Origin of the sequence: Moorena sp. SIO4A1 (assembly GCF_010672065.1) — a bacterium.
Taxonomy (GTDB): Bacteria; Cyanobacteriota; Cyanobacteriia; order Cyanobacteriales; family Coleofasciculaceae; genus Moorena.
In genome coordinates this window covers 24,357-43,680 of sequence record NZ_JAAHHX010000013.1, presented here as the reverse complement: position 1 = coordinate 43,680, position 19,324 = coordinate 24,357, and the positions used below count along the sequence as shown (strand labels likewise).

The following is a 19,324-nucleotide window of genomic DNA, read 5'->3' as shown; positions in this document are numbered from 1 at the left end:
TTCCTTTCAACCAACGCGCGGTACGACGCAATAACACCGCCTGTACCTCGGTTTTACTCATGTACCGAGTAATTTCGAAGTCGGTACCGCGAGCAAGGATGTTTTTGGCAGCATTATGGTCAGCCTGCAACACGACCCCATCAAATCCGGTAAAATTGTCCCCAGTCCTTTTGCCCAACAGGGTGCCATTCCTGGAGTCAATTTGCGACGTGTAACTAGGCTGAACTTCTGTAACAACCGAGCCAGTCCAATCAGCCCATTTTTGCAAAGAATCACGCATCACTCCTTTCATCCAACTATTGAGTTTGCGGGACACGGCTTTAGACTGGCGCTTATTTCTGATTGGTTGTGTTAAATCTGAGGCCGTAGGCCACGCTACGCGAACAGCAAAGACCTTTAAAGATTCTCCATTGAAAAGAGACTTAGAGGCTGCTCCTATTATCGCCGTCAACTCTGCTTGATTTTTTCTGTAACGGCGATTTTCCGTTTTTCTAGTTAGGTTGTTTTCAAGTATTCGAGCCGATTTAACTGAATCTATTTTCTCTAGCTTTCTGTGAAGTGCCCAAAGTTTCCCTCTGTTGCGGTTCTTGGCACATATGCGATCTGATTTCTTAGTAGAGACTTTTCCCAGATCTTTGCCGTGTGCCTGACCGTCTGAATCATAGAAAGCCTCCGTGTAACCCTTATCTACACCGAGACTTCGACGTTCAGAGGGAATTTCTACGGTTCCATGGTCTACCAGAAAGTGGATTTCAAATTTTTGCAGGAGTTGATTATGGATCAGTCTGATTTGTCCTTTTATTTTTCGATTAGATCTAACAACTATCCTGTTCCTCTTCCCTCTCCTTAATCCCGCCAATTCTAACTGGTAAGTGTTACGGGAAAGCCTTTTACATTTGTAACCCACTTGTTGATAGACGATCTGGTTTTTAATCCAAGAATGTCCTCTTTGGAAAAACCTTCTAACAAGTCTGTGTAGAAGAGGATTGTCCAGAAAAGCAACGGTCTTAAGCTGTTTGCAAAGCTCCTTTCGTTTATTTTGATTTTCCTTTCCAGGGAACCTTCTGTAGATTCTTTTTGCTACTGCATCTATACAGGCTGCCTGCTGAGCCGTAATGGCTTTTGCTACATCATTAATAGCCCAATCCATTAATTTAGCAGGCAGCCCTAAGCTGTCGGGATTCCTGAAACTCTTTACTTCCGGGATGGCCTTTTTCCAGTCCAGTCCCCAGTGATTAATGCTTCCCAGTTTGTTGTAAGACTCAGATCTGACAATGCCCAATTTTTTCATTGTGAACAACAACTCTGTCTTAACCGACTCAGTCATCCCTACTACGGGGACGATTTGAGTCGATATTTTTCTAGTTGCTCCTATTTTCTTGGGCATCGTTAATTCTGAATCGTATACTTTAATCTTACTCTAGCGCTAGCAAAATGTCAATGTCTGTTTTATGGTATTAAATACCGTATTATCCCTATTTATTGGGGTTTAATCGCGAGACTGTACAAATCATCCCACCAATAGGGAACAGCAAGGAATAACCAAAGCAACATGGACTGATGAAAAATTAACGATGAATACTATCATTTAGCAAAGGGAGTAGGGAGTCGGGAGTCGGGAGTAGGGGTAATACCGAGTTGCATTCAAAGAGAGTAGATTGGTTGGATAGGGAGATAGGGAGATAGGGACCCACCCCTAACCCCTCCCAGGAGGGGAATATGGGGAGATGGGGAGATAGGGAGATAGGGAGATTGGCGGAAGAGAAAGTTGTACCTTTGACCGCAACTTGGTATAAGAAACTTGAAGGTACCTCATAAGTATGATCAACGCTATAGATTGAGCAACCTCTGGAAAATAATAGCTTTGAGCAAACTAAATATCAATGGCTAATCAAACCTTTGGACTAGACAAGCAGCTTTACGACTACTTAAAATCTGTTTCTCTAAGAGAGCCAGAAGTTTTGACCCAGCTGAGGCTGGAAACAGCACAGCATTCCATGGGTATGATGCAAATAGCTCCTGAACAGGGGCAGTTTATGGCCTTACTAGTGCAGTTGATGGGAGCCAAGAAAACTCTAGAGGTGGGGGTATTTACGGGCTATAGTGCTTTAGCTGTAGCCTTAGCTTTGCCACCAGACGGCCAGGTGGTTGCTTGTGATATCAGTGAGAAGTATACTGCGATCGCACGTCGCTACTGGCAACAAGCCGGAGTAGCTCACAAAATTGACCTGCAAATTGCCCCAGCACTGGACACTCTGGATCGGTTGCTGGAAGAGGGACAAGCAGGTACGTTTGATTTTGCCTTCATTGATGCAGATAAACGGAACTACGAAAACTACTACGAGCAGGCACTGAAACTGGTGCGTAATGGTGGACTAATTGCTGTGGATAATGTCCTCTGGTCGGGGCGAGTAGCAGATCCTGAGGTAGTCGATAACAAAACTGAGGCAATTCGAGCATTTAATCAAAAGCTATCTCAAGACCAACGGGTAACCCTTAGTTTGGTACCGATTGCTGATGGATTGACCCTAGCGCTAAAGAAGTCAGAAGTCAGAAGTATGAAGTCAGAAGTATGAAGGTAAGCATTCAGCTTAAGCGCTACGCGCACGCTACTTGAGGTGCTATCAGCTATCAGTTATCAGTTATCAGCTTAAGCGCTACGGGCACGCTACTTGAGGTGCTAATGCGCTACAGATGGTGCTACTTGAGGTGCTTTTGAATCAAACAGGTAAGCATTGGTTTAATCTCTGTTACGTCAGCTGACCGCTGACGGCTGACCGCTGACCGCTGACGGCTGACCGCTGACGGCTGACCGCTGACGGCTGACCGCTGACGGCTGACGGCTGACGGCTGACCGCTGACCGCTGACCACTGACCGCTGACCACTGACGTCTATGCTTCCTTGGTGAAATCATCAAAACAGTAAGGGCAACAAATACCTTTGATATATTTAGGGGAATTGAGATCAGCTTGGGAAATTGGATTTCCACAACCGTAGCACATATGGTAGGTTCCAGCTTCCAACCTGTGCTTGAGAGCAATCCGTTGATCGAAGACAAAGCACTCCCCCTCCCATAAACTTTCGTCTTCTGGGACTTGTTCTAAATACTTGAGAATGCCACCTTTGAGATGATAGACCTGTTTAAAACCCTGACTCAACATAAAGGATGAGGCTTTTTCACAGCGAATACCCCCTGTACAAAACAGGGCTACTTTTTTATCTTTGGTGGAATCGAGGTGGTGGCGAACATAATCAGGGAATTGTCGGAATGAGTCAGTATGGGGATTTTGGGCACCTTTGAAGCTTCCGATATTTACTTCATAGGTATTGCGAGTATCAATCAGTACTACGTCTGGATCTGAAATTAGAGCATTCCAGTCCTGGGGTTTAACATAGGTACCTACCTGTTGATTGGGGTCAACCTCTGGCAAACCGATGGTAACAATTTCTTTCTTTAACCGGACTTTCAGGCGGTTGAATGGGGGGGAGTCGGTGTAGGATTCTTTATGCTGTAAGTCGGCCAGACGGGGATCGGAACGGAGGAACGCTAGGACTGAATCAATGGCTTGACGGGAGCCTGCGATGGTGCTGTTAATGCCTTCTGCTGCGAGGAGAATGGTTCCTGTGATGCCTTGAGCTTCACAATGGGCTAGCAAGGAGGGTCGTTTATCCGCAAAGTCTGGCAATTTGACAAATTTGTAAAATGTTGCAACTACCTGGGTCATGATCCGGTTAAGGGGTGAAAATAGTGCTGAGTTTTGAGTCCTGAGTCGGAAAGTGCCTCACTATTTACTATTCTGACGTATGGTAACACCCCGCACTAACCTGCTATGGTAATAGTACTGTTGCGATGTCTATAGGAAAATTTTTTGGCTATCTTGCTTGACTTTCCATTTGTATGTTGTATAATAACAAAAGTGCGGTTGATTAACTAAGCTTAATTTAGCTTAAGTTGTCTTTGCCTGGGGGTATAGCTCAGTTGGTAGAGCGCCTGCTTTGCAAGCAGGATGTCAGCGGTTCGAGTCCGCTTACCTCCACTAGTTAGATCTAATCGTAAATTGGTGACTAGGATGGCGTTGCTGAATCAAACGAATGGATCGGAGTAGAGTGGGCATCCTGCCCGCTCCAAAAAATCCCCGAACAGGCAAGATGCCTATTCCACAGGTGCGACCCGTCACGCTTCGCGATTGACCGTAGGTCACGCTAGGCGATCGCTTTTTTTGTATCTCGTTGACATGACTAATAACTAATAACCACTAACTCTTATGCCATTCAGAAATTGATTTCTAAAAAATAGACGATATAGTTCGCAGCTAGCTGTGGCTCGATTCCCCTGAATTCTGATCAAACCCAAGCTTTCCAATTTATAGGCAGTTAGTGCTTCTAATTCCACACTTTCTGTGGCCATGACTACTTCCTTAAAAGCAGCGACTAGGTCAGGATGGGGTAGCAAAGCGGCTAGATAGTAACGCAAATAGTTACTATAAATTCCAGTTTGAGTTGGGGCTTCCTCTAGTAATTGTTCTAAGCTAACATCCTGTTTAGTGAGATGATAAAGGGCAAGACGAATTAAACTGGGACAACGACCTACCATAGTCACTAAAGGAGCAAGACGTTTCATGGCTTGGTCACCTTTTGCCCAATCCAAACCATGACGCTGGGCTAAGTCTAGCACTTGCTCATTGGTAAATTCTGGGAGTTTAATGGCTAGGCCAACATTAAAGGGCGATTGATTAAGTTTTAGTGGCACATATACATCTGTAGCATGAGCTATCACCCATCTTACGTTTTGCCAAATTTCCAGTTCCCTAGCATCTTCATACCAAGAGCGTAGCAAAGACAGAAAATCCCTAGAAAGTTCTGGATACTCAAAAATTTGATTAACTTCATCTAAAGCAATAACAATTGGCCTATCGACTTGCTCTAGCAAATAGTCTTCAAAGTAAGTGGTACAACTCACCTTAGAGCCAATGTCAGAATCCCAATAGTGATCGAGTTGGAGGGATAAACCCAATTGCCGACTGACGTTGGCACAAAACCAACGTAAGAACTTATCCAGGTTGCTGAAAACTTGGGAGTCAGCTCGGTGTAAACTTAAACTAACAGTACGAAAGCCCTGTTTCTTGGCATAAGCCAAAATCCTTCGCACTAGGGAAGTCTTTCCTTTCTGTCTGGGGCCTTTAATATGAATGAGGCTACCTGGTTTGCTAACTTCTGCGTAGGTGAGCGCTTCAATGGGAGGACGTTCGATGTATAAATTGGAGTTTAGTGGTACCGGACCACTGGGAAAGTCTAGCTCTGGTACCAGAGCAGGGGATAGGGAATTCCCGACGCTGGTTTTTATCCTGTCCTGATAGCCATAAATCCCTAGAGAGGATAGCTGAGCTCGGGAGTACCGCCTCAAAACTGAGCGGACATTACTTTTGGTAACTTTTTGTTTGAGAGCCACAGACAGACGTTGCCAAAGTTTGAATCCTACATCTCTAATGTAACTATGCTCATACCCGCAGCTTTCCGCAATCTCAGCGTAAGTCTTCCCTTCCCAAACTTCACAGAAGACGGTCTCTTGAAGGTTACTGAAGGAGTAATCGGGCAAAATTGTGTCCAAAACAGCTAGGGCTTCGTCTGCCATCATTGATGAGGTTGAAAGCCAACACACCAAACACTAGTTTTACTTTGACATAGAATTGCCAAAATTTCCGTCCAATCAAGCAATTTTTTCCAATTTTTTACGAAAATTACCAGCAGATGGCCTAGTCAAATCTAGGTCAAATTACCGATTTTTTCAGGCAGACAATTTCGATAGGTCTTTTTTAAAATCAACTCAACGTTGTTTAAGTCTGGTATCCCAAGACGATTGAGTGATGAAAAAACCAGTTTTCGGAGCAGTTTCAGCCCTAGCATTCGCCGCATCTGTGCTGCCTATAGCCATCCCCAGTCTGGTGCCAGTAGCTCAGGCTCAAGCCGGTTTTGTGCCGAATGCTCCCTATGTTGCCAGTGCTGGAATTGCTGGAGCTGCAGGGGATAGGCATTTTATTACCGTTGCTGTGGCTGCCTTTCCCATTAATGCTCTTGTGATTGAGTGTACCAATCTCGCTGGTGTTCGCAAAGCAAAGGTTACTAATCAGTTTGGTGAGAGAGTGCCAGCAACCACAGCAGTTTCTAAGAGTGCTGAAGGTGGTACCGCTCTTACGGTGACCTTGAATGAACCTGTTAAACCAGGCAATGTTCTGCGCATTGTGATGGATGGGGTAGAACAAAATCGAGAAGGGGGAGCGATGCTTTATCGAGTGTCTGCCCTGACCGAAAATATATCCTATCCCTTTCCTGTCGGTACGGCAATGTTACTTGAGCCAGTCCTGAGTGACTAAATTCAATAGGGTTAAAGGTTGAATGTTGTTTGGTTAAAGGTTGAACGCGATCGCGTGGCCAATAGGCCAAGGTGGTTTGGTTAAAGGTTGAACGCGATCGCGTGGCCAATAGGCCAAGGTGGTTTGGTTAAAGGTTGAATGTTGTTTGGTTGAAGGTTGAATGTTGTTTGGTTGAAGGTTGAATGTTGTTTGGTTGAATGTTGAACGCGCACCCGTGGCCAATAGGCCAAGGTTGGTTGAACGCGATCGCGTGGCCAATAGGCCAAGGTTGTTCGCGAAGCGTGGCCAATAGGCCAAGGTTGAACGCGATCGCGTGGCCAATAGGCCAAGGTGGTTTGGTTAAAGGTTGAAGGTTGTTTGCTTGAAAGTTGAACGCGATCGCGTGGCCAATAGGCCAAGGTTGTTTGCTTAAAGATTGTTTGCTGATACCTTGCAGCATTAGTATTTTTATGATATAAACTGCGTCAATTCTTCTGACCTATGCCCTGTTCCTTGATCCGAAGTTCCTTGATCTGAAGTTCCCGAAGTTCTTTGTCTTTCGATATCCGAGCCAAGTACTCCAGGATTTTTTCAAAGGAGTTAAGCTAGCATCAACCAGATGGACAACTTAAAGGAGAAATTTTATATGGGAAGCGAAGGTAATCTGATCGAGGCAGCTTGGCAAGCCCTGGAAGATTCGATTATCTATTATCAAGGTCATCCCGTGGGCACAGTGGCGTCGAAAGACTCGGATATGGAAGCCCTGAATTATGACCAGTGCTTTACCCGGGATTTCGCGGTGTCGGCTATGGCATTGCTGATGAGGGGCAAGGGAGAAATTGTGCGCAATTTCCTGATCGAAACCCTAGGGCTTCAAAGCCGTGAAAAGCATATGGATTGCTTTAAGGCGGGTCTTGGATTGATGCCAGCGAGCTTTAAAGTGATACATAAGAAGGAACAGGAGTATTTAGGGGCGGATTTTGGGGAACATGCGATCGCACGAGTTGCTCCAGTAGATTCTGGCTTGTGGTGGCTGCTGGTGTTAAGGGCTTATGTCAAGGCAACTGGTGATCAAGCCCTTGCCCACCAGACACGGTTCCAACGGGGAATCAAATTAGTTCTAGATCTGTGTCTGACTAAGCGATTTGATCTGTTTCCCACGATGTTGGTGCCGGATGGTGCCTTCATGATTGACCGACGGATGGGAGTTGATGGGTATCCGTTGGATATTCAAGCCCTATTCTACACTGCGTTGCAGGCGGCGAGTGAGTTATTGTTGCCAGAGGATGATTATGTTCCTGTGGTCAAGGAGCGCTTGGGTCATCTGACTTATCATATTCGGAATTACTATTGGTTGAATTTAGACCGCCTCAAGGAAATCTATCGCTACGATGTGGAAGAGTTCGGTGAAGCCGCAATCAATAAGTTTAATGTCTATGCTGACACTATTCCAGATTGGCTAATGCAATGGTTGCCAGATTCAGGGGGATATTTTGTGGGTAACCTTGGACCAGGGCGGATGGATTTTCGCTTTTTTGCCCAAGGTAATTTAATGGCAATTATTACTTCCCTAGCTACTGAAGAACAATCCCAAGCCATTATGGACTTGATCGAGCAACGCTGGGAGGATTTAGTGGGAGAAATGCCCATGAAAGTTTGTTTTCCGGCTTTGGAAGGTCGCGATTGGCAAATTATCACAGGTTGTGATCCCAAAAATACTCCTTGGTCTTACCATAATGCGGGGAATTGGCCGTTCTTGTTGTGGGAATTAGCAGCAGCAGCACAAAAAACTGGCAAATCTGAACTGGCTCGTAAAGCCTTAACCATTGCTGCCCAATGCCTGCTTAAGGATAACTGGCCAGAGTACTATGATGGTAAAAATGGTCGCCTGATTGGCAAGAAAGCTAGGAAAGTTCAAACCTGGACAATTGCTGGCTTTTTAGCAGCACAACAGTTGATAGATAATCCGGATCATCTTAACTTAGTAAGTTTTGAGGACACTGCTGTGATGATTTGCTCTATGGATATTGCGGAAATCGTTGCTATGAACAAATAATCTTAAACTAATTTAAACTAATTTAAATTAACTTAAACTAATTTAAAATTGGTACTCGCCAAGTACCAATTTTAAACTAACAATTACCAAAATTACCAATGACATTAATCAAGGGTTGGGATGCTGCCCACAATCTCAAAACTACCCCCAGTTGGATCCGCAATTAGTATGGACGGCTGACCAGTTTATGGTCAACCGCCCGTTAGCAGATGCACCTGATGATAAAACGATTATCGCAGGCTACCCTTGGTTTGGGGATTGGGGGTCAGATACCATGATTAGTTTGCCAGCATTGACTCTCTCGACCGGTCCTCCTGACGTTGCTTGCACTATTCTTCCCACCTTTGCCCGTTATATAGATCAAGGGATGTTACCCAATCTCTTCCCAGATGTAGGAACGGAAGCAGAATACAACACCGTGGATGCTACGCTCTGGTATTTCGAGGCAATCCGTGCCTATTACGAAGCGACGCAAGATCAGAGGTTGATAGCGGAATTGTTTCCAATTCTAGAAGAGGTAATTGACTGGCATCGTCGGGGAACTCGCTACAGCATTCACTTGGATAACGATGGTTTAATTTATGCAGGGGAAGCGGGAGTCCAGCAAAGCCAACTAAGCGTCAACCAACTAATCTTAAACCTACCCTTCACCGAACGCCAAAGGCGAACAACTAACTAACCTTAAACCTTGGCCTTTCGGCCACGCTACGCGAACCACCAATTAAGCTTAAATAAAATAACCTTCAACCTTCAACTTTCAACTTTAAAAGCGATGCAGCTGGCCTGAGTTATGACTGAAGAATATCAAAGACTGGAAGAAGCTCGCAATCACATTATCCATTGGAAACGCTGGGGTCCTTACCTAAGTGAGCGACAGTGGGGAACAGTACGAGAAGACTATAGCCCGGATGGACAAGCGTGGGATTATTTTACCCATGACCAGGCGCGATCGCGTACTTACCGTTGGGGCGAAGATGGTATTTTGGGTATTTGTGATGATCAACAGTATTTGTGTTTTGCCCTAGCGCTATGGAACGGCAAAGACCCCATCCTTAAAGAACGGATTTATGGTTTAACGGGCACTGAAGGTAATCACGGGGAAGATGTTAAAGAGTATTATTTCTATCTAGATAGTACTCCTACCCACTCCTACATGAAGGGATTATACAAATATCCCCAAGCTGAGTTTCCCTATACTTGGCTAGTGCAGGAAAACCAACGTCGGGGACGGGAAGCACCAGAGTTTGAACTGCTCGATACAGGGATATTCCAGGAAAATCGTTACTATGATGTATTCCTAGAGTATGCCAAAGCCTCGGCGGAGCAAATTTTAATCCAAATTACTGCGATTAATCGAGGACCAGATCCTCAAACTCTCCATATCCTACCTACTCTCTGGTTCCGCAATACTTGGTCTTGGAATGCTAATTCTCCCAAGCCCTTAATCAAGGTTGCTAAATCTGATCACCAATTCAGTGTCCTGGAAGCCTCCCATCCCACATTGGGACAACGGTGGTTTTACTGTGAGGGTTCACCAGAATTATTAGTTACTGATAACGAAACCAATTATCAGCGCTTGTTTGGGGTAGAGAATCAGTCTGCCTATGTTAAAGATGGCATTAATAACTATGTGGTTCAGGGTGACAATAATGCCGTCAATCCTAGCAGAGTCGGCACAAAAGTGGCTCCCCATTACCGATTTACTATTGGTGCTGGGGAGACTCGGGTGATTAAGCTGTGGCTGAGTGATGCTCCCAATATCCCCCAACCCTTTGGCAGTGAGTTTTCAAGGATTATTGCCACCCGTCGCTCAGAAGCGGATCAGTTTTACCATGCGATCGCACCATCCGGACTTAATAATGATCAGCGTAATATTCAGCGTCAAGCCTTCGCAGGACTGTTGTGGAGTAAACAGTATTATTACTACAACGTAGAAACCTGGCTCAAGGGTGACCCCAATCAACCCCCACCTCCACCAGAACGTCTCAAAGTCAGGAATCACCAATGGAATCATCTCGACAATGCAGATATTCTTTCTATGCCAGATAAATGGGAATATCCCTGGTTTGCAGCCTGGGATTTGGCATTCCACTGCATCCCCTTAGCTGTCCGGCAAAAGAAGCCCCACAACGAACATGCGCAGCATGAGTGTGGGATGAATTTTGCACAGGGTCTTTTGGATCACGAAGACGAGCTATAAAACTTCATTGTATGTATTGATTACTGAGTCATTCCCCTCCGTTTTGCTTCTTGCTCCAATTGTCTTTTCTCGAAATCGGTAAGTCTAATTGTAATTTTTATTGTTTTCATTATGACTAGCGCTTTGACTAGCTGTATATTATACTAATAGTAGCTCGATGAGCTAGAGAACAAGTCAAATGAGAATCGCGTACCAGTACCGCTTAAAACCAACAAAGCAGCAAAAAGCCAAGATAGATCACTGGCTGTCAATGCTGTGTGCTCAATATAACTATTTGTTGGCCGATCGGTTTCGTTGGTACGAGGAAAATCGCTGTTCAATTAATGCTTGTCCTCTTGTCTGCCATCTTTCCGAATTAAGGGACAATCCAGATTACTACTCCCAGAAAAAGACTTTACCCAATCTCAAGAATACTCATCCTTGGTACAGGGACATACGTGCGATTCGTTGGCTAGAAATCATACCTAAATAAGGTTTGGGGGATTAGCCGCTTGGTCTACTGAACCATGACAACTTGATAACCATGATGGTGTAAATCCATCCCTCGCGAAATCCGAGTGAAAACAGGCCAGGTGCTAAACACAAAAACAATTACTGTACTTAGAGCCAGCAAGCCTTCAATTAAATTGCCAATTAGCGACCCTCTCGCCCCAAACTGTTCTAAATTACCTTTAATCATTCCACAATTAGCTCACACCCTCAATATCAATGGTTTTCTGATCTGCCTCAATAAGTACCTGCTGCATAATGGGCGAAAGGTTTTCATTGAGCCGTCCAGAACGAATAAATTCGGCGTAGGTATCGGCTTCAATATCTAACATGGTTTCTTGAAGTTGCTCAAGGTCAAGGGTTTGGAGTTGAGGGTTGTTACTCCGTAACTCCTCAATTTCATCGTTAATCGTTGTCAGTTGGGTATCGATAAGTTTGGTTTGATAGCGCCACAGGTCGGAATCGATTTCTGTGGTCTTTAAGCCCTCCTCAAGATAATTTCTGACCCGATTCAGGGCGATGCGACGGGCAAGAACTTCCGAATATTGCTGACGTAGGGGTTGGTCACCAATTAAATTTAACTTTTCGAGAAACCATCGGGTGGTTAACCCCTGGACTAGCAGGGTAAACAGTACCACGCCAAACACAGTTTCGATAATATCTTGCCGTCCTTCTAACACAACTGGCACACTTAAGGCCAGAGCAATGGAAACCGAACCTCGCAAGCCACCCCACCATAGGACAGTTTGTTCCCGCCAACCAATTTGAGAGTTGACCAAGATATTGCTGAATGCGCCCAAACCATAAATTGCGATCGCTCTCGTCAGTAGTACAGCCAAGATAGTAACCGCAATTAAGTGGATATTTTGGCCTAAACTAGCTATCTTTATTTGATCACCAATCAGTAGAAAGACAATCGAGTTCACAAAAAAGGCTAAAAAGTCCCAAAACTCAGACACAATCAACCGGGTACGGGGGTTCATACCAATCCGGGAGCCAAAATTGCCCAAGATCACCCCAACGGTGACTACCCCAATCACACCGGATCCCCCTAGTTCCTCCACAATTAAATAAGTGCCATAAGCAGAAACCAAGGTCAGGGATTGCTCCACCAGGGGTAAATCAAAGCGTTGGGTGGCGTAGGAAATCCCAAAACCAATGATGCAACCGATGCCAATCCCAATCCCCACAAACCCTAAGAAACGGGCAACACTAGTGGCAATGGAAAATTCTTCTAGTCCTAGGGGTAGTCCGACTAATAAACTAAAAGCAACCACTGCTACCCCATCATTAAATAGGCTTTCCCCCTCCATCAGAGTTTTCAGCCGTTTATCCGCACCCAATTCCCGAAATAGAGCAATAACCGAAACTGGGTCAGTTGCAGAAAGACTAGCTCCAACCAATAAAGCAATGGTCAGGGGTAGTCCTGTCAGCTGATTGATAGCAAAGGCAATGCCAACTACGGAAATAATTACCCCAGCGATCGCAAATAGACTCACCGGTACCAAATCCCGTCGTAAGTCCCGCCAGCGGATATTCCAAGCGGCTTCAAAGAGTAGGGGGGGTAGGAAAATTTCCAGAATCAGTTCTGGTGATAAGTTAACCAGTCGGACATCCACAAAAGCCAACCCTAACCCGACAATTACCAGTAATAGGGTGTAAGGAATTTTACGGAACCAGGAAAAAATCCTAGATAGGGTTGCCACACTCAAAGACACCGACAGCACTAGGAGAAACTGTTCAAGGTTTTGCTTAATGACGACTTCGCCAACAGTGGACTCTAGGGACATACAGAAACTCCAAGCTAAACTCAAAGGGGAAAGCCTCCTGCCCGTGGGTAAAATCACAGGAGTTTTCGGTTTTCCCCTTACCAAGCAAAATTAGTGATGAGTCAGGGAAATCAAGACAAACTCAAATTGATGGTAGTAGACGATGAGTCTGACAACTTAGATCTACTTTACAGAACCTTCCGCCGAAAATTTCAAGTTTTCAGAGCTAATGATGCCATAACCGCCTTAGATATTTTGGACACCGAAGGAGAGATGGCGATTATTATCTCAGATCAGCGCCTAGGGGGAATGAATGGAACAGAATTCTTAAGCAGGACAGTAGAGCGTTTTCCAGATACAATTCGCATCCTGTTGACTGCCTACACAGATATAGAAGATTTGGTGGCAGCAATTAACTCAGGTCAGGTCTATAAGTACATCACAAAGCCTTGGCAGGGTGAGGAACTAAAAGCAGTGGTGCGACAAGCTGCGGAAACTTACCAAGTGCTAAAAAAAAGAACCAGGGAACTTTCTCGGGCCTTACGACGGGAAGAATTGTTCAATATGGTGACAACGGCAATTCGAGAATCCCTAGATTATAGTAGTCTACTGCAAAAGGTAGTGACCACCATGGGTCAAGCCTTTGATGCTACCGGTTGTATCCTGCGACCGGTAGAGTTCAACCAACTCACACCAGAATGTTTCACCTACAAGGTTTCTGGGGATGGCAATACACCTCATATCCCTAATCCTGATTTGATGATACAACAGGTATTAGATAAACCCGAGACTAAGTCGTGGCCAGAAACAAGGGATGGTCAGAATTCGGTGCATTTGATCGTTCCCCTACCGGACCAACAACAGATCTTAGGGGTGTTGTGTCTCTACCAGCAAGGGAGTGAAGGGTCTTGGAATAAAGAAGATATCCAGCTGATAGAAGCCGTTGCTAAACAAGCAGCGTTAGCGATTTCTCAGGCAAAACTACTCCAACGCACCCAGTTACAGGCTCAGCAGATGCGGGATGAACTAGATGTAGCTCGCCAGATTCAGAATAATTTGCTGCGTCAGAGTTGGCCAGAGATGGAACAGGTGAGAGTGCAAGCTCACTGCACCCCAGCGCGACAGATTGGTGGGGATTTTTTTGAAGTCTATGTTCATCCCCAAGGAGATATATGGCTAGCAGTGGGAGATGTGTCCGGTAAAGGGGTACCTGCTGCCTTACTTATGACCAGTGCCATGTCGATGTTACGACGGGAACTTGCTCAAGAAACATCACCAGACCCAAAAACAGTGATCCAAAATCTTAACCACATCATGTCAGATGACCTCTATCATACCAACTGTTTTATTACCCTGGTCTTGGCTCGTTATACCCCTGACAAGCAACAGTTGGTTTACGCTAATGCTGGTCATACCTATCCTATGGTTTGGTCTGATCACCAAGTAGTCCAACAACACTCAGAGTCAAAAACTCCAGAGCCGACTTACCTTCAGGCTAGGGGTATTCCCTTAGGAATTTTGCCAATTTGGCAGGCGGAATCAGGACATTTAAGATTAAATTCAGGTAGCATCCTGCTACTAACAAGTGATGGAATTACGGAAGCAACCCTGAATCCAGTGAATCCAGTGACAGGTTCTTCATCCGATGGGTCAACCAGCACCAGTTCTAGGCTTGAGTCATCCGGTCTTTGGGAGCTTCTGCTTCAGGAGCCTGCTCCCTTTGACCTGAGTCATTTATTAGCTCGGATTCGAGAGCGTACCAACCCGATTCAGGAAGACGACCAAACCCTAGTATCTCTGGAGGTATTGTAGTGGATGAAAACAGAACTACAGATACCGAGTGACCTCAAGTTTTTGAGCATTGTCGAAAACTGGTTTATGGGGATTTTGCAGGTTGAACTCGGAAATCGTGTTGATTGGCCTAGTCTATCCAATCGTTTGCGATTGGTGTTAGTGGAAGCTTACTCTAACGTAGTTCGTCATGCTCATCGCGATCAACCGAATTTACCGATCTTGATTCGCCTAGAACTCAAAGAACGGGATATTGCTCTGGAGATTTGGGACTATGGTCAAGGATTTGACCCATCCTCTTATAAACCACCGAATCCAGGTGATTTACAGGAAAACGGCTATGGCTGGCTAATTATCCATCGACTAATGGATCGGGTGGAGTATCGCTTACAGGTCAATGGTCGGAATTGCCTGGAGTTGCAAGTCAGCTTAGCCAAGTAGCCCAGTAGCAGGAAAGCTATTTTGGGCATTGCTAAATTCAAAAGGTAATTGTTAATGTAAGCTATCAGCGTGTCGCGTATCAGCTAATGCGCTACTTGAGGTTCTACTTGAGGTGCTTATATCATGTGAGGCTAATTATAGCAACTGAAATATAGTTTAGGACATAGTATTTTGGTTTAAAGGGAGCTTCAACAGCTGGGAGCTTCAACAGCTGGGAGCTTCAACAGCTGGGAGCTCCAACAGCTGGGAAAAGAAATATGTCCTAAGCTTTACTTCGACTGCTATACCCTTAATAAAAATCTCCCCCATCTCCCCCATCTCCCTCATCTCCCCATCTCCCGTTGGGGGAGGGTTTCTGGAGATGATGTAATTACATATAGTGGCGCAACCCGATCGGCAAAATACTCAATATCATCCATTAATTGAGGGTTATTAGCTACTAACTCGTGAATTAAATTTTGTGTCTGAACTTCATTAAGGCGATCTAAAATTTACTCTAAACTAGGACGCTGTTCAACTAGTTCTGGTTTATGCAAGCATACTAATAATGTTAATATGTTGGCAGTAGCCTCCATAATCCTAGAACTACAATAACCTGTGTCTAATTCCTCTTCCTCAAAACCAATATTAATAGGTGCGCTTTCCGCATCTAATTATTAAATTCGCCACGGGTCGCACCTCTTGATAAGGGCGAATATCACTACCTTCAACGTCTGCTGTAATTAATTTCCCCCGTTGAACTACTCTTATAACATGGCCATCGTGATAATAAGCTTTTCCTCTTTGCCAAGATTGGCTACTGGTATAAGAACGAATAATTTCCTGGCTAATTTCTGGAATAGACATTGCTCTGTACCCTGGTATGTATGCTTTTTATCGTAAGCATTCAGCTCAAAGCTCAAAGCTCTCAGCTTTGAGCTTTGAGCTTTTAAATAAAACAAGTAAGCATTCGTTTAATCTTTGTTACGTAAGCTGAACGCGCACGCGTGAGCTTTTAGCTCACGGCTGACGGCTGAATGCTGACGGCTGAATGCTTACGCAGTTATCAATTGGATAAGGTAATTTCCTGCTAGGGAGTAGGGAGTAGGGAGTAGGGAGTAGGGAAGTCAGAAGAGGAAACTACTGAGATTAACTCAATTATACAGGTGATGTGGCGGCGCTTATTGGGAAGAGGGAAAGGAACACAGGCCGCATCTGACAAACTATTAGGATAGTGCGATGTACTTTACGGTAAATCTTGATGAGATTTACATGATCCTGTGTTGGGTTTAACTATCGTTTCACCCAAAATACAACTTTAATGGTATAATAATACTACTTTGAAATCGGTTCATTTATTGTTGGTATAAAGCCTAATTTTAACTGATAAAAAACTATGTATGAACAAGATTTTAACCGTTGGCGAGAAATCCTCGTTGAACAAATAAAAGCCAGAAATTTATCGGCAATTGATTGGGATAATTTGCTGCTTGAGTTAGAGGACATGGGAAAGGCTGAAAAGCGAGCCTTCATTAGCAATTTAACCATCTTGATTGCCCATTTACTCAAAATAATGGTTCAAACTGACGCTGCTGAGTCCATGAAAGGAAGTTGGTATAGTTCAGTCACAGAACATCGGTTTCGTATCCAAAAAGATTTACAAGACAGTCCTTCATTTAAACGTTATTTAGAAGAAGCGATTAGCCCAAAGGGCTACGCTACGCGATCGCTAAAGCTTATCAAGATGCTCGAAGGTTAGCTATAAAAGAAGGTAAAAAAGCCAGCTTTGGCATTCGTAAGCCCAACCCTGAAGACTATCCCAATCAATGTCCTTTTACAATTGAACAGCTATTAGATGAAGACTTTTATGGAGATTAATTTAAAATGCGTTCGCGTAGCGTAGCCCTTTGGGCTAATCGCTTCTCCAAAGATACCAACCCTTGTCCAATCCTTGAAGAACTGAGTGCGATCGCATAAGCGCGGAAGCTGAGGCCGTAGGCCACGCTTTGCGTTCGCGTAGCGTCGGCTTTGCCGAAACGCTTCATCGCACTACTCCGATTAAATTAAACAACTCCATAGCCCTTATATTCCCGAACTTCAGGAGCTTGAGGGCTACCGAACGCCACACAAGCCACCCACGTTTTAACCTCCCCTCACCCATCACAAAATATTCCCTGTCACAAAATCCTTAACTACTAACACCTGTAAATCAAAAACGCGCCGGAATTGGTCGTCATTCGTCAACAAAGCCTCACACCCGCTTCTTATCGCCGTGGCAACCTGAAACCCATCAGGCAGTTTTAAACTATATTTTGCTCGTAACTGTGCAGCTAAAATTCCAATTTTTGTTTCAATTTGTACCATCCTAATTGACTTATGACGCAGGAGAAAATCAACATAATCTTGCTGTAACTTCTGATCGCGATTCTTCAAAGGATTGACCAAACATTCAGCCAACGTCACCGGAGAAATTACTCCTTGTAACTCTCCCCCATCTAACTTATTGATTACCCCTTGTACTACATCGGCAAAAACAGCATGATTCTCTAGATAATAAATCACTGGAGAAGTATCAAGAAAAATAGTCTTAACTCCCTCTAATGCCTCATCTAATATCACTCTGTTTATCTCCAGACTTTTTCCCTTTCTGCCCATTGATCACGCTGGTTATTGACCCATTCTTGAGCATCTTGACCTTCTAACAATTTGGGTGCAATCCCTCTAAACTCTCCCAGAGATCGTTTACATTCTTTATCTAAATTGTCAGTAATATACTGAAGCAAATTTTCATAATCTGACTCATTATATTGATTTTTATCAGCATCTAATCCTGTCTGAGCACTATCCTTTGGTCCCTGATTATTAGGTTGGTATAGCTGCTGAATTAAATCAGCAGTTAATTTATGCTTTAAATCGTTCATCTGATTATAGAGTATTTTTTCTTCATGCTGCAAACGACCAACAACAATTCCAGGATGAATTCCTAACTTATCTGAAAAAGCTTTTACTTTTTCCTTAGAATGAATATAATACAATTCTTCTTCATATTCAGCAGGAATCAACCAGTCTCGCGCCTGTTCATTAGCCTCGCGCTCTTGCTCTGACTCTAGTTTTTCTCCCTGATTCCACTCATCTAGAAAAATAGCATTTTTCTCTTCTTTATCATGCAAAATAATATGAGCAGCTTCATGGAAAAAAGTAAACCAGAAACGGTCATTAGTTTTGCCATAAAGAGACATCTGAATCAGAGGTCGATGAGGATTTAACCACCTTGCTAACCCACTAACCCCCGCAGCTGGGATTTTTTCCACTAACACCCATAACACTCCAGCCTCAAAACAAAGCTGTTGAAGACGTGGTAGAAAATCTTCTGGTGGTAGTACTGTCAATTTTCTAATTTCCTGAACCGCTTTCTCAAACTTGGCGCGGTTGAATTGGGGACAATCTAACTTCTCTACTTTGATTTCACCAAGGCGCATCCAAGTTGTGATGGCACCGGTATTATCCTGTCCAGTACGAGAACGTCGAAAAGACACCGCTAGGTTACCATAACAAGCTCGCCATTGATCAGGAGAAGCCACTCCAAACAGCTGAAGCAGCTCTTGCACAACACGAGGCTTATTTCTTGAATCCAAACGACAGTCACTAATTTGTCCTGCTTTCTGCAATTCCTTTACAGGAAATTCGTCGAGCCAATCTACCCAGCTTTCAAGACGTTCAGCTTCTGCGATTTTTGCTAAAGCAGCACGATATTGAGCTTCTCGTTCGAGCCAAAACCCCTCTGTACTTCCTAATACCCGTGACAGCTTCACTGCGGTATCTTTCGTAATAGGTGCTTTACCATTAACAAGCTGACTAAGGTGTTTAGGAGTATAGCCCAAACGGTCTGCCAAAGCTGCTTGCGTCCAATCTCGTTCTTCCAGCAAATCAGCAATTGTCTCTCCTGGAGGAGAGACCCAATCCGGTTCAAAGGTATAGTTAGAATTAGTCATTATAATCTTCCACAAATAGAATACAAAGCTGATTAACTTTTGACCAATCCAAGCTTTCATCTGCCTTCAAGGGCAACGGTTCAACATCAGCTTGGAATACTAAACGAACTCGTTTATGTAGGTCGAGAGCAAATAGGTGTTTAAAATTAGAAAATTTCTGATAAAAGCTTTTGCCTAATTTATGGGACTGCACGGCATGAGGTCTTGCTGCCACTAACTCCGTGACCGCTTTGGCTGCGAATAAATCTGATCATCG

At 44.3% G+C, this 19,324-nt stretch carries 23 protein-coding genes, 1 tRNA gene and 2 pseudogenes; 11 read left to right on the top strand and 15 right to left on the bottom strand.

The genetic code is table 11. The features are described from left to right. Positions 1-1,387 (bottom strand): zinc ribbon domain-containing protein (locus tag F6K53_RS14080; protein WP_293066352.1); only part of this gene is annotated, 1,387 nt, incomplete at its 3' end. Between the two features lie 181 nt (positions 1,388-1,568). After that, positions 1,569-1,694 (bottom strand): hypothetical protein, encoded by a 126-nt coding sequence (locus F6K53_RS14075; RefSeq protein ID WP_293019380.1) that lies wholly within the window; start codon positions 1,692-1,694, stop codon positions 1,569-1,571. Between the two features lie 189 nt (positions 1,695-1,883). Between F6K53_RS14075 and F6K53_RS14070 the strand changes: the two genes are divergently transcribed. Then, positions 1,884-2,576: a class I SAM-dependent methyltransferase gene (locus tag F6K53_RS14070; RefSeq protein WP_293081121.1), complete on the top strand. Its 693-nt coding sequence runs from the start codon at positions 1,884-1,886 to the stop codon at positions 2,574-2,576. Positions 2,577-2,700: 124 nt separating this feature from the next. On the opposite strand, the gene F6K53_RS14065 is transcribed toward F6K53_RS14070, so the two are convergent. Both F6K53_RS14065 and F6K53_RS14060 read right to left on the bottom strand, forming a co-directional pair. Next, complete coding sequence (locus F6K53_RS14065) at positions 2,701-2,886, bottom strand: hypothetical protein (protein ID WP_293081119.1); 186 nt, start codon at positions 2,884-2,886, stop codon at positions 2,701-2,703. Positions 2,887-2,892: 6 nt separating this feature from the next. Then, complete coding sequence (locus tag F6K53_RS14060; RefSeq protein ID WP_293081116.1) at positions 2,893-3,726, bottom strand: rhodanese-related sulfurtransferase; 834 nt, start codon at positions 3,724-3,726, stop codon at positions 2,893-2,895. A 239-nt stretch (positions 3,727-3,965) separates the two neighbouring features. Here F6K53_RS14060 and F6K53_RS14055 point away from each other — a divergent pair. Then, a tRNA-Ala gene (locus F6K53_RS14055) sits at positions 3,966-4,038 on the top strand. A gap of 209 nt (positions 4,039-4,247) precedes the next feature. Here the strand turns inward: F6K53_RS14055 and F6K53_RS14050 are convergent. Beyond that, complete coding sequence (locus F6K53_RS14050; RefSeq protein WP_293066361.1) at positions 4,248-5,636, bottom strand: AAA-like domain-containing protein; 1,389 nt, start codon at positions 5,634-5,636, stop codon at positions 4,248-4,250. A gap of 229 nt (positions 5,637-5,865) precedes the next feature. On the opposite strand from F6K53_RS14050, the gene F6K53_RS14045 reads away from it, so the two are divergent. Next, entirely contained in the window at positions 5,866-6,372 is a 507-nt protein-coding gene (locus tag F6K53_RS14045; RefSeq protein ID WP_293066364.1) for a DUF2808 domain-containing protein, read from the top strand. An 80-nt stretch (positions 6,373-6,452) separates the two neighbouring features. Here F6K53_RS14045 and F6K53_RS14040 read toward each other — a convergent pair whose 3' ends face one another. Continuing rightward, on the bottom strand, positions 6,453-6,770 hold the full coding sequence (locus tag F6K53_RS14040) for a hypothetical protein (RefSeq protein ID WP_293019370.1): 318 nt from the start codon (positions 6,768-6,770) through the stop codon (positions 6,453-6,455). A gap of 227 nt (positions 6,771-6,997) precedes the next feature. Between F6K53_RS14040 and F6K53_RS14035 the strand changes: the two genes are divergently transcribed. From F6K53_RS14035 to F6K53_RS14020, 4 genes and pseudogenes are all read left to right on the top strand, one after another. Further along, the gene (locus F6K53_RS14035; protein ID WP_293019368.1) at positions 6,998-8,407 is read left to right on the top strand and encodes a glycoside hydrolase 100 family protein; all 1,410 of its coding nucleotides are present in this window, start codon (positions 6,998-7,000) and stop codon (positions 8,405-8,407) included. A gap of 160 nt (positions 8,408-8,567) precedes the next feature. Next, positions 8,568-9,011, top strand: a pseudogene (locus F6K53_RS14030) (amylo-alpha-1,6-glucosidase); the annotation flags it as partial. Positions 9,012-9,197: 186 nt separating this feature from the next. Then, a complete protein-coding gene (locus tag F6K53_RS14025; RefSeq protein ID WP_293066368.1) occupies positions 9,198-10,607 on the top strand; it encodes a hypothetical protein in 1,410 nt (469 codons plus the stop codon). Positions 10,608-10,785: 178 nt separating this feature from the next. Next, a pseudogene (locus F6K53_RS14020) lies at positions 10,786-11,043 on the top strand (helix-turn-helix domain-containing protein); the annotation flags it as partial. A gap of 60 nt (positions 11,044-11,103) precedes the next feature. On the opposite strand, the gene F6K53_RS14015 reads toward F6K53_RS14020, so the two are convergent. Both F6K53_RS14015 and F6K53_RS14010 read right to left on the bottom strand, forming a co-directional pair. Further along, entirely contained in the window at positions 11,104-11,286 is a 183-nt protein-coding gene (locus tag F6K53_RS14015) for a hypothetical protein (RefSeq protein ID WP_293081114.1), read from the bottom strand. 7 nt (positions 11,287-11,293) lie between these two features. Continuing rightward, on the bottom strand, positions 11,294-12,886 hold the full coding sequence (locus F6K53_RS14010; protein ID WP_293025941.1) for a Na+/H+ antiporter: 1,593 nt from the start codon (positions 12,884-12,886) through the stop codon (positions 11,294-11,296). A 96-nt stretch (positions 12,887-12,982) separates the two neighbouring features. On the opposite strand from F6K53_RS14010, the gene F6K53_RS14005 reads away from it, so the two are divergent. Then, positions 12,983-14,677 carry a SpoIIE family protein phosphatase gene (locus F6K53_RS14005; RefSeq protein ID WP_293025968.1) on the top strand — a complete coding sequence of 565 codons (1,695 nt, stop codon included), beginning with the start codon at positions 12,983-12,985 and terminating at the stop codon, positions 14,675-14,677. A 3-nt stretch (positions 14,678-14,680) separates the two neighbouring features. Further along, entirely contained in the window at positions 14,681-15,097 is a 417-nt protein-coding gene (locus F6K53_RS14000; protein ID WP_293025943.1) for an anti-sigma regulatory factor, read from the top strand. A gap of 204 nt (positions 15,098-15,301) precedes the next feature. Here the strand turns inward: F6K53_RS14000 and F6K53_RS13995 are convergent, their stop codons facing one another. The 3 genes from F6K53_RS13995 to F6K53_RS13985 all read right to left on the bottom strand — a co-directional run bounded on the left by F6K53_RS13995 (position 15,302) and on the right by F6K53_RS13985 (position 16,298). Continuing rightward, complete coding sequence (locus F6K53_RS13995; RefSeq protein WP_293025945.1) at positions 15,302-15,424, bottom strand: hypothetical protein; 123 nt, start codon at positions 15,422-15,424, stop codon at positions 15,302-15,304. A 300-nt stretch (positions 15,425-15,724) separates the two neighbouring features. Next, the gene (locus tag F6K53_RS13990; protein ID WP_293025947.1) at positions 15,725-15,943 is read right to left on the bottom strand and encodes a hypothetical protein; all 219 of its coding nucleotides are present in this window, start codon (positions 15,941-15,943) and stop codon (positions 15,725-15,727) included. Between the two features lie 223 nt (positions 15,944-16,166). Continuing rightward, on the bottom strand, positions 16,167-16,298 hold the full coding sequence (locus F6K53_RS13985) for a hypothetical protein (RefSeq protein ID WP_293025949.1): 132 nt from the start codon (positions 16,296-16,298) through the stop codon (positions 16,167-16,169). Between the two features lie 174 nt (positions 16,299-16,472). Here F6K53_RS13985 and F6K53_RS13980 point away from each other — a divergent pair, with 174 nt between their 5' ends. Together F6K53_RS13980 and F6K53_RS13975 are read left to right on the top strand one after the other, a co-directional pair. Then, positions 16,473-16,835 (top strand): DUF29 domain-containing protein, encoded by a 363-nt coding sequence (locus F6K53_RS13980; protein WP_293025951.1) that lies wholly within the window; start codon positions 16,473-16,475, stop codon positions 16,833-16,835. Beyond that, positions 16,802-16,954: a DUF29 family protein gene (locus F6K53_RS13975; RefSeq protein WP_364303730.1), complete on the top strand. Its 153-nt coding sequence runs from the start codon at positions 16,802-16,804 to the stop codon at positions 16,952-16,954. Before F6K53_RS13980 ends, F6K53_RS13975 begins: the two co-directional genes overlap by 34 nt. Here F6K53_RS13975 and F6K53_RS13970 read toward each other — a convergent pair. The 4 genes from F6K53_RS13970 to F6K53_RS13955 form a co-directional block, all read right to left on the bottom strand. Then, a complete protein-coding gene (locus tag F6K53_RS13970) occupies positions 16,951-17,121 on the bottom strand; it encodes a hypothetical protein (protein ID WP_293070596.1) in 171 nt (56 codons plus the stop codon). The two genes, F6K53_RS13975 and F6K53_RS13970, sit on opposite strands and share 4 nt — an antisense overlap. 115 nt (positions 17,122-17,236) lie before the next feature. After that, on the bottom strand, positions 17,237-17,695 hold the full coding sequence (locus tag F6K53_RS13965) for a PIN domain-containing protein (protein ID WP_293070594.1): 459 nt from the start codon (positions 17,693-17,695) through the stop codon (positions 17,237-17,239). A 5-nt stretch (positions 17,696-17,700) separates the two neighbouring features. Then, positions 17,701-19,068, bottom strand: a complete 1,368-nt coding sequence (locus tag F6K53_RS13960; protein WP_293025956.1) for a HigA family addiction module antitoxin — start codon at positions 19,066-19,068, stop codon at positions 17,701-17,703. After that, positions 19,061-19,282 (bottom strand): hypothetical protein, encoded by a 222-nt coding sequence (locus F6K53_RS13955; protein WP_293025958.1) that lies wholly within the window; start codon positions 19,280-19,282, stop codon positions 19,061-19,063. Before F6K53_RS13955 ends, F6K53_RS13960 begins: the two co-directional genes overlap by 8 nt. Between the last annotated feature and the right edge of the window lie 42 nt (positions 19,283-19,324).

Coding starts and splice junctions, on each gene's coding strand:
- F6K53_RS14060 (WP_293081116.1), bottom strand. CDS start 3,726: ATGACCCAGGTAGTTGCAACATTTTACAAATTTGTCAAATTGCCAGAC.
- F6K53_RS14045 (WP_293066364.1), top strand. CDS start 5,866: ATGAAAAAACCAGTTTTCGGAGCAGTTTCAGCCCTAGCATTCGCCGCA.
- F6K53_RS13960 (WP_293025956.1), bottom strand. CDS start 19,068: ATGACTAATTCTAACTATACCTTTGAACCGGATTGGGTCTCTCCTCCA.
- F6K53_RS13995 (WP_293025945.1), bottom strand. CDS start 15,424: ATGAGGGAGATGGGGGAGATGGGGGAGATTTTTATTAAGGGTATAGCA.
- F6K53_RS14005 (WP_293025968.1), top strand. CDS start 12,983: ATGAGTCAGGGAAATCAAGACAAACTCAAATTGATGGTAGTAGACGAT.
- F6K53_RS13980 (WP_293025951.1), top strand. CDS start 16,473: ATGTATGAACAAGATTTTAACCGTTGGCGAGAAATCCTCGTTGAACAA.
- F6K53_RS14050 (WP_293066361.1), bottom strand. CDS start 5,636: ATGATGGCAGACGAAGCCCTAGCTGTTTTGGACACAATTTTGCCCGAT.
- F6K53_RS14025 (WP_293066368.1), top strand. CDS start 9,198: ATGACTGAAGAATATCAAAGACTGGAAGAAGCTCGCAATCACATTATC.
- F6K53_RS13970 (WP_293070596.1), bottom strand. CDS start 17,121: ATGAAGCGTTTCGGCAAAGCCGACGCTACGCGAACGCAAAGCGTGGCC.
- F6K53_RS14010 (WP_293025941.1), bottom strand. CDS start 12,886: ATGTCCCTAGAGTCCACTGTTGGCGAAGTCGTCATTAAGCAAAACCTT.
- F6K53_RS14035 (WP_293019368.1), top strand. CDS start 6,998: ATGGGAAGCGAAGGTAATCTGATCGAGGCAGCTTGGCAAGCCCTGGAA.
- F6K53_RS14015 (WP_293081114.1), bottom strand. CDS start 11,286: ATGATTAAAGGTAATTTAGAACAGTTTGGGGCGAGAGGGTCGCTAATT.
- F6K53_RS14000 (WP_293025943.1), top strand. CDS start 14,681: ATGAAAACAGAACTACAGATACCGAGTGACCTCAAGTTTTTGAGCATT.
- F6K53_RS14070 (WP_293081121.1), top strand. CDS start 1,884: ATGGCTAATCAAACCTTTGGACTAGACAAGCAGCTTTACGACTACTTA.
- F6K53_RS13990 (WP_293025947.1), bottom strand. CDS start 15,943: ATGTCTATTCCAGAAATTAGCCAGGAAATTATTCGTTCTTATACCAGT.